Below are 14,426 nucleotides of genomic sequence, written 5' to 3'. Positions count from 1 at the left end.
ATCTTCGCGCCCAGGGATGCTAGCGTTCTGAAAAAATCTAGCCGCATATCAGAGAAGCCGTGTCACTCTCGCCCGATTTTGCTTGCGGGTTATCATCGCCGCCGCGCCGCATCGATGGATCCGACGCCCGCGCGATGCGCATCGTCGCCTGCCCCGGCCCCGCCGATCGCGCCGTCAATCCCTACACGTGGCTCATCCATGAGCCCATGACGGGACAGGGCTGCGCTGTCACGGAATTCTCCTTCTATCGCGCGTGCCCCGCCGATACCGACGTTCTTCACGTCCACTGGCCCGAACGCATATTCTGGGGCCGCGTGTCGCGCGCCCATCCTTTCCTGTCGCGCCTCTACGCAAGGCGCATGCTGCAACAGATGGACCGGGTGAAAAGCCAAGGCGGCATCGTCGTCTGGACGGCGCACAACATCGCGCCGCACGAGCCGCTGGGGGAGCCCCGCGACCGGATCTGGCGAAATTACATGGCGGCGTTCTGCTCGAAGCTCGATCTCGTCATCAACCTGACGGCCGAAGCGGAGCGGCGCTGTCTCGACGCGTATCCGCAACTCGCCCCGGTCGACAGGATCGTCATCCCGCATCCGCACTATCGTACCGCTTATCCCCCGCGCGTCGACACCGCCCGCGCTCGCGATGCGCTCGGCGTGGGGGCGTCGGATTTCATTCTCGCCGCAGTCGGCGCGATCCGGCCCGGCAAGGGCATTCTCGAACTGGCGCGAAATTTTCTTCAGATCGCGCGGGACGATGAGAAACTCCTGATCGCCGGAGCTTGCGACGATGCGGCTTATCTCTCGGCTCTTGTCCGTCTCGCCAGCGAAAACGCGGGGCGTCTGATCGTTCGCCCGCATCGCGTGTCGGACGACGAAATGGCTGTGATCTACTCCGCCGCCGATCTCGGCGCGTTCAACTTCAAGCACGTTCTCAACTCGGGCAGCGTGCTGCTGGCTCTGTCCTATGAAGTGCCGGTATGTGCGCCGGAACTCGGCTCGCTCAAGGCGCTTTCCGAACATCTCGGCCTGCGCTGGTTCGTGCCGCTGCCGCAGCCGCTTTCGCCGGAGGGCTTGCGCGAGGCGCTTGATGTCGCGCGCGCGGAACGCCCACGCCGGGGCATCTCCGCACCGCTCGACGCGTTCGATCCCGAAGGCATTTCCGCCCGAACGCTCGCCGCCTACCGGGACTATCTCGACCGTGTCGCGAGGGCGCTAAAGCCATGAGGGACGCGACCGACCGCACGCCGGCGCCGCTTGCGTGGCTGCCTGCCCTTCTCTGGCTCGTCATCCTACTTCGGATCGCCGAAATGCTCCCGCCCGACATTTCGCCGGTCGATTTCACCGACTTGCAGACAGGTTCCTTTGCCGTCAGCACAGCGACCAGCGATCTCGCCAATCAGCTTGTCTGGCTGTCGATGGCGGGCCTCGTGACGCTCGTCATCCTGCTGCGCGGACCGGGGCGGCTCGTCCGGCTCCTGCCAACCCTCTGGCTGCTGCCGATCTTTCTCGCGTTCTGCCTCCTCTCGGCGGCATGGGCCACGCATCCCGACATCTCGTTTCGTCGTACGCTCCTTCTTGTCATCGGCGTCTACTGCGCCGCAGGCGCAACCGCCTATTGCCGATCGGAAGACGAGGTGCTCCGGGTCGCCTATCTTGCTTTCGCCATCACCCTGATCGCCAATCTGGCAAGCCTCGCCTTCCCGTTTTCGTTCGACTACCGGGGCCTTTTTCGAGGGGTTTCCGGCGACAAGAACTTCCTAGGCGTGATCGCGGCGACGGGGCTTTTCATCGGCGCGATGTGGCGAACCAGGCTGGAAGGATCGCTCTCGCGCGCAGTAAACACGGTCTATCTCGCGGCGTGGGTGGCTCTGCTCCTGCTCTCGGGAAACAAGACGGCCCTGGCGCTCACCATCGCCGCGCCAACACTCGCGTGGCTCATCCTTCTTGCGGCGAGGGAGACGCGGCTGCAAATGCCGGTAATTTTGGCGCTCGGGGCGGCTCTCGTCACTTGCCTGCTTCTCGTCGTGACCGTGGTGCTCGATATGACGGTCGCCGACGCGCTCGGCACGGTACTGCCGGACGCGTCCTTCACCGGGCGCGATGAAATCTGGGCGTTTTCGGTCGAACAGTGGCGGACACGATGGCTTTTAGGCTTCGGCTACGGTTCCTTCTGGGGCGTGGGGTTCGATGCGCCGAACCTTCAGGCGAGCCCGCCCTTCATTCATCTCTTGACCCAATCGCATAACGGATATCTCGACCTCGCCCTGACGGTCGGCGCGGTGGGGCTTGCGTTCATGATCGCATTCCTGTGGCAGGTCCTCGTTGCGGTCGACCGCCTGCGGGTCAGCGACCGGGCCTTCTTCCTGTTCGCCCTTTCGCTGCTGATCTTCCTGCTCATGCATAATGTGACCGAATCGTCGCTCGCGCGCGGCCTCGCGATGCCGTGGATCATCACGGTCGCGCTGTGTTTCATGACGGCGCGACGCCTCGCTGCGCGTGATACGTCCTCCGGAGAACCGTCTGCCGGTTAGCCGCCCGTACGTGGGGGCATCCGCCTCAGTTCATCCGCCACTGCGTCGAAGGCTGCTTTCGGCCGCATGTTTCCATCGTAAAGCAGCGGTCGCGGACGGCGCTGGCTCGACGGGTTCTCGTCCACCGACTGCGCGAAATACCAGCTTGCGCCGTCGCCGAGTTGCCAGAAGCTCAGGCTCTTTACAGCAGGGTTCGCGAGCGCGGTGCGGAGGAAGCGCCGATATGTTTCGGCGACGGCCCGGTCCCGTGCCGCTACGTCGTCGGGAAAGCTCGCGTCGTTGACGTCCAGTTCCGTGATTTCGATGAAAAGCTTCCGGCGCGCGATCTCGTCGAGAAAGGCGCCGAAACCATCCGGATCGAACGGCTTGTCGGGCTGGAGATGGCCTTGCAGGCCGATCCCGTCCAGCGGCACGCCCGCATCCTGAAGTCGGTCGATCAGATGGAGGAGGCGCCTGCGATAATCCCGGCCGAAGCGGTCGTCGCGCTCGGTGTGCGTCTCGTTGAGCACGAGCCTTGCTGCGGGAGCGACCGCGCGCGCGGTGCGGAAGGCAAGCGCGATATAGTCCGCCCCGAGACGCTGAACGAACGGTCCGTCGCGCAGCATGTAACGCCCGAACGCGACGGCGCCGACCGGTTCGTTGATCACGTCCCACACCTCGATGCGGCCATGGTAATGCGCCACGGTGCGCTCGATATGCTCTTCGAGGGTCGAACGCATCTCGGCCTCGGAGAGCGTCGAAAGCCACTCCGGCTGCCGGTCATTGTTCCAGATGAGCGTGTGGCCGCGCATTTCGAGACCGGCTCGCCCGGCGAAATCGGCGATGGCGTCGGCGCGGGTGAAATCGAACGTCTCGCGCGTCGGCCTGATGGCGGTCATCTTCAATTCGTTTTCGGGGGTAATCCGCGCGACTTCGCGCCCGAAAAGGCGCTCGTCGCCGGGGTTGAGTTCGGTCGTCGAAAATGCGGAGCCGATCACGAGCCCCTTTTCCCCGCCAAGCTGTCTCAGCGCTGGATCGCCATCCTCGGCCCGAGCCCCGTCAAGCGCCGCGGTCAAGATCGCGAGCGACGTGCAGCCGAGGAATTCGCGGCGGGTGAGAATCATGGTTCGGCTACGCCTCTTTCGAGCGACGAAGGGGGCGCGCCCTTCGTCCGAAGCTCCGGCGCAGGCCCGATTTTGGCGGCGAACCGGGGCTTGGTCTTGGGCAGAAGGCACAAAACCACGGCAAAGAACGCCAATTGTCCCCCGATGACAGCGAGAACCGAAGCACGGAAATCGCCGAACAGGACCACTGCCGCCAGCACGACCGCGCAGACCAGCGCGCCCAGCGCCGCGCCGAAACTCAATTCCCTGAACCGCATGAGCGTCTGCACTTCGAGACTGAAAATGCCTGTGCTCATGATGACTGCCGCCGCGATCCCCCACAGCACCACGATTGCGCCGAGGTCCGTGTAGCGCCCTCGAAAGAGGACATCGCTGATGAAGGGCCAGCCAAGCGCCAGCGCCGCACTGAAAGCGAGGAACAGCGCGCCAAGCACCGCGAAACTTTGAAGCGTGAACGCGCGGGCGCGGGCGACATCTCCCCTGGCCAGATGGTCGGCGAGAACAGCACGCGCGAGCTTGCCCCAGGCGTGCGTCACGAGTTGAATCGGCCGGAACAGCAACGCGGCGGCCTGTATCAGCGCCACGCTTCCCGCGCCGAAAGCCGCCGCAACCACGAAAACATAGCCGCGCTGCTGAAACTCCGACGTGAGCACGCCCATCAGCGCCCAGAAGGAATGCTTGCGCCACACTGCCCGATAAAAGGCCACCGTCTCCCGATCGGCGAGAATGCGATAATGCTGACGATGCATGCGGATCGCGAGGCCAGAAGCGATGAGGAGCCCCGCCGCCAGGATCGCGAACAGGATCGGCAGGCCGAGCGGCGGCCCGAACGCATAGGCGGCCGCGAAGAGGCCGATACTGATGGCAAGCGACACGCCGTCGAGCGCGAGGACGGCAAGGACATTCATGTCGGAGAAATGATGGCTGCGGGTGTATTCGCGCAGAAGGGTCGCGCCGACATAGGCTGCGGCCGAGGCCGCAAGCGCAAGGTCGCTGCCTGTGGCGAGGATCGAGGCGAACATCAGCAGCATCGCGCAGATTACGACGGCGACGTTCACCGTCCAGAACATCGAAAGAAGAGTGGACTCGTCGCTTTCGCTCGTCGCCTTGGGGCGAAGGATGGTGAATTGTGCATTGATCAGCGCATTCTGCACCGAGATGAGCGCAAGCGAGCCGGCGAAAACCATCGAATAGACGCCGAAAACCTCGGGGTTGTCGCTCCAGATGCGGATGAGCGCGAAGGCGAGCGCGAAGTTGAAGGCACTGAGGGCCGCCTGGTCCAGGACGGAATAGAGGATCGATCTACGCATCGCGCCCCGTAGGCCGCGCGTCGCGGATGCCGCCGTCGAATGCGGGACGAAGCGAGTGCAGGGTGACCCCCCTTGCACTTGCGACGAGCCTTGCCACCACGAGGAGCACACCCGCCACGAAACCGATGAACGCGCCCGCAAGAAGAAGGAGCGCCTTAGGCGGCCAGGATGGCCATGCCGGGGGCAGCGCCTCCTGAACGACGCGGGCATAGGCGGCGCTGCGGCTTTCCTGCGCCTCGATCTCGCGCTGCCGCTTCAGGAGCAGCGCATAAAGCTCTTTCGCGGCCGTTGCCTCCCGCTCCATCTCCTGAAGCTGAAGTTCCTTTTCCCGCCGCTCGACAACTTCGCCACGCAGGGTGTCGAGCCCCCGCTCCAACAGGGCAACCTTCGTTTTCGCAATCAAATAGGCATCCTGCGACTGGAGCGACACTGCGCTTTTCGACTGGTCGAGGTCGCGCTTGGCCTGCGCCTCGGCGAGTGCGGCTCTCGCAAGGCCGAGCTGGCCTATGTATTCGACGAGATTTCGCTCCTCGACGGTCTGCTCGCCGACGCTGACAAGTCCATTTACGGCCCTGTAGTCCTGCATCTGCTTTTCGAGCCTGATGACCTGGGGTTCGAGGTTCTTGATGCGGCCCTGCAGCCAGGCGTTGGCTTTTTGCGCGGCGCTCGTGTCGGCGGCGGCAGCCTCATCGATATAGGCTTTCACGATGACGTTGGCGGCGTTGGCAGCGTCGGCGGCGTTGCGAGCCGAGAAAGTGACGTCGAGAACGTAGGTCAGCCCCTTTCTCGCAACCGAGAGCTTGGCGAGAAATGCGCGAATTTCCTTGTCCGTGAAGGTTTCCCGCTTTGTCTCGCCCGGTGTCGACTTCTCCGACAGTTCGGCCAGCGCCCGGCGCGCCACACTGCCCGATGTGAGAAGTTCAACCTGCGTGTCGATTGCCGATGTGTCGAAGATGGCGCTTTTGACGAGTTCCTCGCTGGAAAGAATGTTCTGTTGTCGCGTGTCGATGAGAACCTTGGCTGTCGCCTTGTAGGCAGGGTTCGAGACCACGATGAGAAGCACGGCGAGCGCGACGCCAAGCCCCGCGGCTGCGATAACCAGACGCGCATTGGTGAAGAGCGCGTTCAGGATCTTTCTGAAATCGATCTCGCGATCTTCGGGATCGACGACGACATCATGCATCGGGAAACTCAAGAAACAACCAGCCTTTTACAAAATCATCGCCGATATCCGGTGTATTGACTTCCACTGGAAACCGCATGCGTTCGGATCAATACGTCCCAGTTGCTCCTGATGCGCATGATCTTGCTTGCATGCCTACAAATGGCGAGGCAAATGCGCACGTCATCGGACGTGTTGGCACAAATTTCTAGTGACGGCAAGACAAACAAAGACGGATCGAGGGCTTAACCAAGTTCAAGAGAAACAGTCTCGTGCTCTTGTCCAAACAGTGCATTCGCGTCTAATTCTTGGGCGGATCCGTCCATATTACGACGGAGAATGCGGGTGCTTAGGCCGTGGACTGCGACGCCAGCAATCGCAATCTCTACATTTTGAATCGACATCGAAACAAATGGGGCTGCACCAAAGTCTCCGAATGCCGGCGCAGTTCTTGAGGCGGGATATGTCACATCAGTCCTTTTCCAGGTCGAAGACGCTTCAGGCGAGAGCCCATCATCTCATTCCTGCGGGATGCCACACCTACGCCAAGGGTCTCGACCAATATCCCGTCCTCGCGCCGGGTTTCATCGCGCGCGGGCGTGGCTCCCACGTCTGGGATGTCGATGGCAACGAGTTCATCGAGTATGGGATGGGAAACCGCGCCGTCACGCTCGGGCATGCCTTTCCCGCCGTTGTGGATGCGGTCCAGAAAGAGATCGCGAAAGGCTGCAACTTCACCCGGCCGAGCCCCATCGAGGTCGAGTGCGCCGAGCGGTTCCTGAGCCTGATCGGCGCCGAGATGGTGAAGTTCTGCAAGGACGGCTCGGACGCCACCTCTGGCGCGATCAAACTTGCGAGGGCCTACACCGGACGCGACCATGTCGCCTATTGCTCGGATCACCCGTTTTTCTCCGTCGACGACTGGTTCATCGGCACGACGGCGATGGGAGCCGGCGTCCCGCAGGCGACGAAAGACCTTACGCTGACGTTCAGGTATGACGATCTCGACAGCGCTGCGGCACTCTTCGACCGTTACCCCGGCAAGATCGCGGCAATCATCCTCGAACCCTCGCGCGGCGCCGATCCGAAGGACGGCTTCCTGCATCGGCTGAAGGAGCTGTGCCATCGCAATGGCGCGCTTTTCGTCCTCGATGAAATGATCACCGGCTTCAGGTGGGCGAATGGCGGCGCGCAGGCCCTCTACGGTATCGAGCCCGACCTCAGCACATTCGGCAAGGCGCTCGGCAACGGCTTCTCCGTATCAGCCTTGTGCGGCAAACGCGAGTTCATGCGGCTCGGCGGCTTTCAGCACCACGACAAGCCGCGCGTGTTCCTGCTCTCCACCACTCACGGCGGCGAAACCGGGCCTCTCGCCGCTGCTGTTGCAACCATCGAGACCTACCAGGATCAACCGGTCATCGAAACGCTGCATCGGCTCGGCGCATCGTTGCGCGAGGGCTTCGAGCAGGCAATCCGCCGTCACGGCCTGCGGGACCATGTCTCCGTCCATGGCCGCGATTGCTGCCTTGTCTTCGCGACGCTCGACCGCGACCGGAAACCCTCCCAGGGATACCGGTCGCTTTTCCTGCAGGAGATGATCCGCGGCGGCGTCATCTGCCCCTCGCTCGCCGTCTGCTATTCCCATACCGCGAACGACATCGAGCGGACCGTGGAAGCGGTGGATGCGTCGCTTGCCGTCTATGCCCGCGCACTGGACGACGGCTTTGAAAAGCACCTTTGCGGGCGCCCTTCCCAGATCGTGCAGCGAAGCTTCAATCTGCCCGGCGCTTTCGATGAGGATTTCGGCGCCTGAAATGTGCCTCTCGTTTATGCGCCTCTCGTTTATTTGAACCGTTCTGGCAAACATCTGAAACCGGAGATGTTCGAAACCCCTTATCATCGTGCGAACGAGACAAGACGCAGAGTCAGCAATTACGGGGCGTGGGCATGGGAAAACTCGACGGGACAGGCGAAGCAAGGGCAGACGATGTTGCGGCGGGACACGGCCCTGTGCAGGCGGCCAACATGCTGCGCGCGCTCGCCAATCCGCACCGGCTCCAGATCCTTCGCCTTCTCGGTCAAGCTCCGCATACGGTCATGGATCTTTGCCAGCGCCTGAGCTTGCGGCAAAGCCTCGCTTCGCAACATCTGGCGCGGCTCCGCCTCGACGGCATCGTCGCGGCGGAGCGGCACGGCCATCACGTCATCTACTCTCTCCGTAACGCCAGAGCACGCGCGATCCTCGACATTCTCGACGACGACCGCCCGGCGTCTTCGCGCACGAACGCGCACCGAAGGGCGGAGGCTTTCGACGCCCACGCCTGACCCCGTCGGGTTTTTGCGCCGCGTCGGTCCGAATCCTGCATAACAATGCGCGGCCCGCTGCCGGTAGTTGTTGTCGCAGCCCCCCGGATTAGACTACATCGTGGGCTCGTGCCGGTTTACATACCGGCCGCACCGAAGCGGAACTCTCGATGGACTATTTCGCCCAACAACTCATCAACGGTTTGACTCTCGGCTCGATCTACGGGCTCATCGCAATCGGCTATACGATGGTGTACGGCATCGTCGGCATGATCAATTTCGCGCATGGCGAAGTGTTCATGATCGGCGCGTTCGTCGCCCTGATCGCCATTCTCTCGCTTTTCGCGCTGGGCGTCACCGCCGTTCCGCTCGCGCTGCTTCTCGCGCTCGTCATCGCCATGGCGCTGACCGGCCTCTGGGGATGGGCCATCGAACGCCTTGCCTACCGCCCCTTGCGAAATTCCTTCCGCCTCGCGCCCCTCATCACCGCCATCGGCATGTCGATCGCGCTTCAGACCTTCGTGGCGCTCACGCAGGGCGCGCGCTCGAAGCCCCTGCCGCCCGTCATCCGGGGCGGCTTCACCCTGTCCGAGGGCGATGGCGGCTTCGCCGTGAGCCTGTCCTACATGCAGATCCTGATCGTCGTGACCACGGTGGTCGTGATGGCGGCCTTCTCGTACCTCATCAACAGCACATCCCTGGGCCGCGCGCAGCGTGCCTGCGAGCAGGACCGCAAGATGGCCGCGCTTTGCGGGGTGAATGTGGATCGCACGATCTCGCTCACCTTCGTGATCGGCGCCGCGCTGGCTGCCGTGGCGGGGCTCATGTTCCTTGCCTATTACGGCGTGATCGACTTCTTCGTGGGCTTTGTCGCGGGCATCAAGGCTTTCACGGCCGCCGTACTCGGGGGCATCGGATCGTTGCCGGGCGCCATGCTGGGCGGCCTCCTCATCGGCCTCATCGAAGTGTTCTGGGCAGGCTATTTCACCGCGCAATACAAGGATGTCGCGGCGTTCTCCATCCTCGCCATCGTGCTCATTTTCATGCCATCCGGCCTTCTCGGTCGCCCTGAAGTGGAGAAGGTCTAAAAGATGACGGACACGCTTCAGCCTGAAACGTCGCCCGTCACCCGAACGCTTCCCAAGGGCTTTATCACCGCCGACGTTTTGAAGGACGCAGGGATCACATTCGTCATCGCGCTTCTGCTGTTCGGCTCCATCGTGGGCCTCAGAACCGAAACCGTGAACGGCGTGCTGATTCTCCTGCCGCAATTCGGCAAGGCGCTCGCGCTTGCTACGGCCGTCGCCGTGGGGCGGCTCCTGCTGGATGTCTTCATCTGGCGCAGGATGAAAGACGGACGCACCTTTGCCTCGCTTGTCCCATCGGCCTTGCCGGTCCTGAAGATCGCGGGTGCGGTTGGCGTCACGTTCGGGCTCGCGCTTTACAGCATTCCCGGCTTCCGCACTTCGCTGGTGGCGGGGGCCGGATTTGGCCACCCGGCGCTTGGGGCTGTGACCGACCTCATCACTTTCGCATGCGAAAGCTCGTTCCTCGTCGTTGGCGCCATGGCCATTGTGCGGGCGGCTCGCCTCCTTATCGGGCAGACGCCGGAAGAGGCGGTCGGACAGGGCATCCTGAAGCGCCTTACGGCCGACTTCGGGCGCGAGTTTCCCATCGCACTGCTTCTGATCGCGCTCGCTCTTCCGATGCTGACGGTAGGCCCGTCACAGCGCTACGCCATCGACACGGCGACGCAGATCCTGATCTACGTCATGCTTGGCTGGGGGCTGAACATCGTCGTCGGCCTCGCGGGGCTTCTCGACCTCGGCTATGTCGCCTTTTACGCGGTCGGCGCTTACACCTATGCGCTCATCTCCACGCAATTCGGCTGGTCGTTCTGGGTCTGCCTGCCGCTTGCAGGCTTCTTCGCGGCCTTGTGGGGCATCACGCTCGGCTTCCCGGTGCTTCGACTGCGCGGAGACTACCTCGCCATCGTGACGATGGCCTTCGGCGAAATCATCCGCATTGTTCTTCTGAACTGGCAGAGCCTCACGGGCGGCCCGAACGGCGTCAACAAGATCCCGAAACTCACTTTCTTCGGCCTGCCCTTCGACCGCACCGGCGAAAGCACCTTCGCGAACGTGTTCGGACTGAAATTCGACCCGATGCACCGCATGGTGTTCCTCTATTACGTCATCCTCGCGCTCGCGCTCCTCACGAACTTCATAACCTTGCGCCTGCGTCGCCTGCCCATCGGCCGCGCCTGGGAAGCGCTGCGCGAGGACGAGATCGCCTGCCGGTCTGTCGGCATCAACACGGTCACGACCAAACTGACCGCATTCGCCATCGGCGCGATGTTCGGCGGCTTCGCGGGCTCGTTCTTCGCCGCGCGGCAAGGCTTCATCAGCCCCGAGTCGTTCACCTTCATGGAATCGGCGCTGGTGCTCGCCATCGTGGTGCTGGGCGGCCTCGGCTCGCAACTCGGCGTCGTGATCGCGGCCGTAATCCTCATCGGCAGCGCGGAGCGCTTCCGCGACCTGGAGGACTACCGCATGCTCATTTTCGGGCTTTCCATGGTGCTCGTCATGATCTGGCGTCCGCGCGGGCTCATGTCCGGACGTACGCCGTCGGCCTTTCTCAACGCGAGGAAGAACATATCGGGCAGCTTCGTCAAGGAAGGGCGCGGCTGATGGCAGACGGCGCAAGCGACGCAATCCGCGACGACCTCCTGCGTGTGGAGAACCTCACCATGCGCTTCGGCGGGCTTCTCGCCGTAGACAAGCTGTCCTTCACCGCGCGGCGCGGCGACATCACCGCCATCATCGGCCCAAACGGCGCGGGCAAGACGACCTTCTTCAACTGCATTACGGGCTTCTACAAGCCGACGGAGGGGCGCATCGCGCTTGCTCACGGTTCGGAAGCCGCGTTCGAGGCGCTGCCCGCGGCGACGTTCCGGGGCAAGCAGTGGATGAAGGCGGACGGCGCCGGGGCGGTGTTCCTTCTCGAACGCATGCCGGGCTTCGAAATCGCGCGGGTCGCCCGCGTGGCGCGCACATTCCAGAACATCCGGCTGTTTGCGGGCATGACGCTTCTCGAAAACCTGCTCGTCGCGCAGCACACCGTGCTGAACGCGGCCTCCGGCTACACCATCGGGGGGCTGCTCGGGCTGTCGAGCTTCAGGCGCGCGGAAGCCGAAGCCATAGACAAGGCGGCGTACTGGCTCCGCGAAATCGGCCTCATCGACCGCGCCGACGACCCGGCGGGCGACCTTCCCTATGGTGCGCAACGGCGGCTTGAAATCGCGCGGGCCATGTGCACCGATCCCGTGCTGCTCTGCCTTGACGAACCGGCCGCCGGGCTCAATCCGCGCGAAAGTCACGAGCTGAACGCGCTCCTTCTCAAGATTCGCGAGGAGCACGCGCTGTCCATCCTCCTCATCGAGCACGACATGGGCGTGGTCATGCAGATTTCCGACCGCATAGCCGTGCTCGACTACGGCAGGAAGATCGCCGAAGGCACGCCCGAGGAGATCCGCGCCGATCCGCGCGTGATCGCGGCCTATCTGGGCGTTCCCGACGATGAAGTGGCCGACATTGGCGCGGAGGTTGAACCATGAAGCCGCTTCTCACCGTGCGCGGCGTCGAAACCTATTACGGTGCGATCCGGGCGCTGAAGGGCGTCGACATCGACGTTTTCGAGGGCGAGATCGTCACGATGATCGGCTCGAACGGCGCGGGCAAGACCACGCTCATGAACACGATCTGCGGCGATCCGCGCGCGCGCTCCGGCCGCATCGTGTTCGACGGCCGCGACATCACGGCCATGCCGACGCATGACATCATGCGGCTGTCGATCGCGCAGTCGCCGGAAGGCCGCCGCATCTTCCCGCGCATGACGGTTTACGAGAACCTGCTCATGGGCGCCCTGCTCGGCCCCAACGACGACGCCTCGATAAAGGGTGATCTCGCAACCGTCTTCAGCCTGTTTCCCGTACTCGAACGCAGGCAAGGGCAGCGAGGCGGCACGCTCTCGGGCGGCGAGCAGCAGATGCTCGCCATCGGCCGGGCGCTCATGGGGCGGCCAAAGCTTTTGCTGCTCGACGAACCGTCGCTCGGTCTCGCCCCGCTCATCGTCAAACAGATTTTTTCGGTGATCCGCGATTTGAACCGCAGGCAGGGTCTTACCGTCTTCCTCGTCGAGCAGAACGCTTTTCACGCGCTGAAACTCGCCCATCGCGGCTATGTGATGGTCAACGGTCAGATCACGATGGCGGGACCGGCGTCCGAGCTTCTCGCTCGCGACGACATCAAGGCGGCCTATCTCGAAGGGGGCGTTCATGCCTGATGGATCGCCTTTTTCTCGCGGCAGACCTGTGGGGGATGCGCCATGGGCGTGATCTGGGAAACCTCGTTCTGGGCCTTCCTGTTCGTCACCGTGTTGGCCGGAGGCGGCGCGGCCTACATGATCGGGCGCGCGGCGGCGCGCGGGTGGAACCCTATCTGGCAGGCGGGTCTTCAGGTGATGCTGCTGACGGCGGCGGTGCGCTTTCTGCACTGGGGACTGTTTGCGGGTGCGACGCTTGAAAGCTGGCGCCAGTCTCAGGGCTCGCTACTATCGCTTCATTACTATCTCGTCGATGCAGTCGTGCTGCTCGTTTTCGCGGCAATCGGGTTTTCCCGGCAACGCACAGTGCAAATGCTTCGGCAGTATGGCTGGCTCGCTGTGGAAACGAGCCCGCTGACGTGGCGGCCATTGCACGACGCCAAGAGCCCGCCGCAATCCCGTCGAGACTGAACTTCCGCATTCCGCAGTCCATAAGATGAAAAAGCACTTGGAGAGGACGATATATGCGCAAAATTCTGGCAGGTCTGGCCCTTCTCGGTCTTGGGGCCGCAGCCGCCCCGGCTTGGGCGGATGACATCTCCATCGCAGTCGCAGGTCCGATGACGGGCAAGGAAGCGACCTTCGGCGCCCAGTTCAAGGCGGGCGCGGAGGCAGCCGTCGCCGACATCAATGCAAAGGGCGGCGTTCTCGGCAAGCAGCTCAAGCTTCAGTTCGGCGACGACCAGTGCGACCCGAAGCAGGCGCGCGCGGTCGCCGAGCAACTGGCTTCCTCCGGGGTGGTCTTCGTCGCGGGGCACTTCTGTTCGAGTTCCTCGATCCCTGCTTCGAGCGTCTACAACGAACAGGGCGTCGTTCAGATCTCGCCCGGTTCCACCAACCCGAAGCTGACGGACGAGCGTTCGGGCGACTTCACCTATCGCATCTGCGGACGTGACGATCAGCAGGGCGGCGTCGCGGGTGCCTATCTCGCGAAGGAATTCGCCGACAAGAAGATTGCGATCCTCCACGACAAGACGGCTTACGGCCAGGGCCTCGCCGACGAAACCAAGAAAGCGCTGAACGCTGCGGGCAAGCAGGAAGTCTTCTACGAGGCGATCACGCCCGGCGAAAAGGACTACACGGCCATCGTCACCAAGCTGAAGCAGAACGGCATCGATGTCGTCTATCTGGGCGGCTACCACACCGAAGCCGGTCTCATCATCCGCCAGGCGCGTGGGCAGAACCTGAAGACGATCCTCGTCGGCGGCGATGCGCTCGTCTCGACCGAACTCGGCTCGATCGCGGGCGACGATGTGGAAGGCACGCTCATGACCTTCTCCCCCGATCCGCGCAAGAACCCGGCCGCGAAAGAGGTCGTGGACGCGCTCGAAAAGAAGGGCGTCAACCCGGAAGGCTATGTCGTCTACACCTACGCCGCGGTCCAGACCTGGGCACAGGCCGCCGAAAAAGCGGGTACGACGGAAGGCGAGAAGGTCGTGGCCGCGCTGAAGGATCTGGAGTTCGACACCGCGCTCGGCAAGTTCAAGTTCGACGCGAAGGGCGATCCGAACCTTCCGTCCTATGTGTTCTATCGCTGGGGCAAGAAGAACTACGAGCAGATCCAGTAGGATTTCCAGCTTCGACCGTCGCGGTCGACGACTGCCAGGACAATCGGGCGCTTCGCTTCGGCG

The 14,426-nt window shown here is 63.2% G+C and carries 13 protein-coding genes; 10 read left to right on the top strand and 3 right to left on the bottom strand.

The window, feature by feature from the left end; all coding sequences use genetic code 11:
- Positions 1-59: 59 nt before the first annotated feature.
- Together QM659_RS03810 and QM659_RS03805 are read left to right on the top strand one after the other, a co-directional pair.
- A complete protein-coding gene (locus tag QM659_RS03810; protein WP_303486489.1) occupies positions 60-1,226 on the top strand; it encodes a hypothetical protein in 1,167 nt (388 codons plus the stop codon).
- Positions 1,223-2,533: an O-antigen ligase family protein gene (locus QM659_RS03805; RefSeq protein ID WP_303486487.1), complete on the top strand. Its 1,311-nt coding sequence runs from the start codon at positions 1,223-1,225 to the stop codon at positions 2,531-2,533. The genes QM659_RS03810 and QM659_RS03805 overlap by 4 nt, the downstream gene beginning before the upstream one ends.
- On the opposite strand, the gene QM659_RS03800 is transcribed toward QM659_RS03805, so the two are convergent.
- Genes QM659_RS03800 through QM659_RS03790 form a run of 3 tightly spaced genes read right to left on the bottom strand, consistent with a single transcriptional unit; the run spans position 2,530 to position 6,129 of the window.
- Positions 2,530-3,636, bottom strand: a complete 1,107-nt coding sequence (locus QM659_RS03800) for an endo-1,4-beta-xylanase (RefSeq protein ID WP_303486485.1) — start codon at positions 3,634-3,636, stop codon at positions 2,530-2,532. The two genes, QM659_RS03805 and QM659_RS03800, sit on opposite strands and share 4 nt — an antisense overlap.
- Positions 3,633-4,946, bottom strand: a complete 1,314-nt coding sequence (locus QM659_RS03795) for a lipopolysaccharide biosynthesis protein (protein ID WP_415187424.1) — start codon at positions 4,944-4,946, stop codon at positions 3,633-3,635. Before QM659_RS03795 ends, QM659_RS03800 begins: the two co-directional genes overlap by 4 nt.
- Entirely contained in the window at positions 4,939-6,129 is a 1,191-nt protein-coding gene (locus tag QM659_RS03790) for a GumC family protein (RefSeq protein WP_415187423.1), read from the bottom strand. Before QM659_RS03790 ends, QM659_RS03795 begins: the two co-directional genes overlap by 8 nt.
- Before the next feature lie 442 nt (positions 6,130-6,571).
- On the opposite strand from QM659_RS03790, the gene QM659_RS03785 reads away from it, so the two are divergent.
- From QM659_RS03785 to QM659_RS03750, 8 genes are all read left to right on the top strand, one after another.
- A complete protein-coding gene (locus QM659_RS03785; RefSeq protein ID WP_415187422.1) occupies positions 6,572-7,921 on the top strand; it encodes a glutamate-1-semialdehyde 2,1-aminomutase in 1,350 nt (449 codons plus the stop codon).
- A gap of 134 nt (positions 7,922-8,055) precedes the next feature.
- On the top strand, positions 8,056-8,433 hold the full coding sequence (locus tag QM659_RS03780; protein ID WP_127076083.1) for an ArsR/SmtB family transcription factor: 378 nt from the start codon (positions 8,056-8,058) through the stop codon (positions 8,431-8,433).
- A gap of 149 nt (positions 8,434-8,582) precedes the next feature.
- Positions 8,583-9,500 (top strand): ABC transporter permease subunit, encoded by a 918-nt coding sequence (locus tag QM659_RS03775; protein ID WP_303486475.1) that lies wholly within the window; start codon positions 8,583-8,585, stop codon positions 9,498-9,500.
- A 258-nt stretch (positions 9,501-9,758) separates the two neighbouring features.
- Positions 9,759-11,102 carry a high-affinity branched-chain amino acid ABC transporter permease LivM gene (livM, locus tag QM659_RS03770; protein WP_415187502.1) on the top strand — a complete coding sequence of 448 codons (1,344 nt, stop codon included), beginning with the start codon at positions 9,759-9,761 and terminating at the stop codon, positions 11,100-11,102.
- Positions 11,102-12,028, top strand: a complete 927-nt coding sequence (locus tag QM659_RS03765; RefSeq protein ID WP_303486472.1) for an ABC transporter ATP-binding protein — start codon at positions 11,102-11,104, stop codon at positions 12,026-12,028. The genes livM and QM659_RS03765 overlap by 1 nt, the downstream gene beginning before the upstream one ends.
- Entirely contained in the window at positions 12,025-12,756 is a 732-nt protein-coding gene (locus QM659_RS03760) for an ABC transporter ATP-binding protein (protein WP_415187421.1), read from the top strand. Before QM659_RS03765 ends, QM659_RS03760 begins: the two co-directional genes overlap by 4 nt.
- A 42-nt stretch (positions 12,757-12,798) precedes the next feature.
- Positions 12,799-13,206, top strand: coding sequence for a DUF6867 family protein (locus QM659_RS03755; RefSeq protein WP_415187420.1), 408 nt, complete (start codon positions 12,799-12,801; stop codon positions 13,204-13,206).
- 53 nt (positions 13,207-13,259) lie between these two features.
- Complete coding sequence (locus QM659_RS03750) at positions 13,260-14,363, top strand: branched-chain amino acid ABC transporter substrate-binding protein (RefSeq protein ID WP_415187419.1); 1,104 nt, start codon at positions 13,260-13,262, stop codon at positions 14,361-14,363.
- Positions 14,364-14,426 lie beyond the last annotated feature (63 nt).

Source organism: Rhodomicrobium sp., assembly GCF_047605405.1.
GTDB lineage: Bacteria > Pseudomonadota > Alphaproteobacteria > Rhizobiales > Rhodomicrobiaceae > Rhodomicrobium > Rhodomicrobium lacus.
Note: the sequence above shows the minus strand (reverse complement) of the source record. Positions and strands in the feature narration are given on the sequence as shown.

Excerpts from the sequence above, each read along its gene's own strand:
- QM659_RS03805 (WP_303486487.1), top strand. The coding sequence starts at position 1,223 with ATGAGGGACGCGACCGACCGCACGCCGGCGCCGCTTGCGTGGCTGCCT.
- QM659_RS03800 (WP_303486485.1), bottom strand. The coding sequence starts at position 3,636 with ATGATTCTCACCCGCCGCGAATTCCTCGGCTGCACGTCGCTCGCGATC.
- QM659_RS03795 (WP_415187424.1), bottom strand. The coding sequence starts at position 4,946 with ATGCGTAGATCGATCCTCTATTCCGTCCTGGACCAGGCGGCCCTCAGT.
- QM659_RS03790 (WP_415187423.1), bottom strand. The coding sequence starts at position 6,129 with ATGCATGATGTCGTCGTCGATCCCGAAGATCGCGAGATCGATTTCAGA.
- QM659_RS03785 (WP_415187422.1), top strand. The coding sequence starts at position 6,572 with ATGTCACATCAGTCCTTTTCCAGGTCGAAGACGCTTCAGGCGAGAGCC.
- QM659_RS03780 (WP_127076083.1), top strand. The coding sequence starts at position 8,056 with ATGGGAAAACTCGACGGGACAGGCGAAGCAAGGGCAGACGATGTTGCG.
- QM659_RS03775 (WP_303486475.1), top strand. The coding sequence starts at position 8,583 with ATGGACTATTTCGCCCAACAACTCATCAACGGTTTGACTCTCGGCTCG.
- livM (WP_415187502.1), top strand. The coding sequence starts at position 9,759 with ATGAAAGACGGACGCACCTTTGCCTCGCTTGTCCCATCGGCCTTGCCG.
- QM659_RS03765 (WP_303486472.1), top strand. The coding sequence starts at position 11,102 with ATGGCAGACGGCGCAAGCGACGCAATCCGCGACGACCTCCTGCGTGTG.
- QM659_RS03760 (WP_415187421.1), top strand. The coding sequence starts at position 12,025 with ATGAAGCCGCTTCTCACCGTGCGCGGCGTCGAAACCTATTACGGTGCG.
- QM659_RS03755 (WP_415187420.1), top strand. The coding sequence starts at position 12,799 with ATGGGCGTGATCTGGGAAACCTCGTTCTGGGCCTTCCTGTTCGTCACC.
- QM659_RS03750 (WP_415187419.1), top strand. The coding sequence starts at position 13,260 with ATGCGCAAAATTCTGGCAGGTCTGGCCCTTCTCGGTCTTGGGGCCGCA.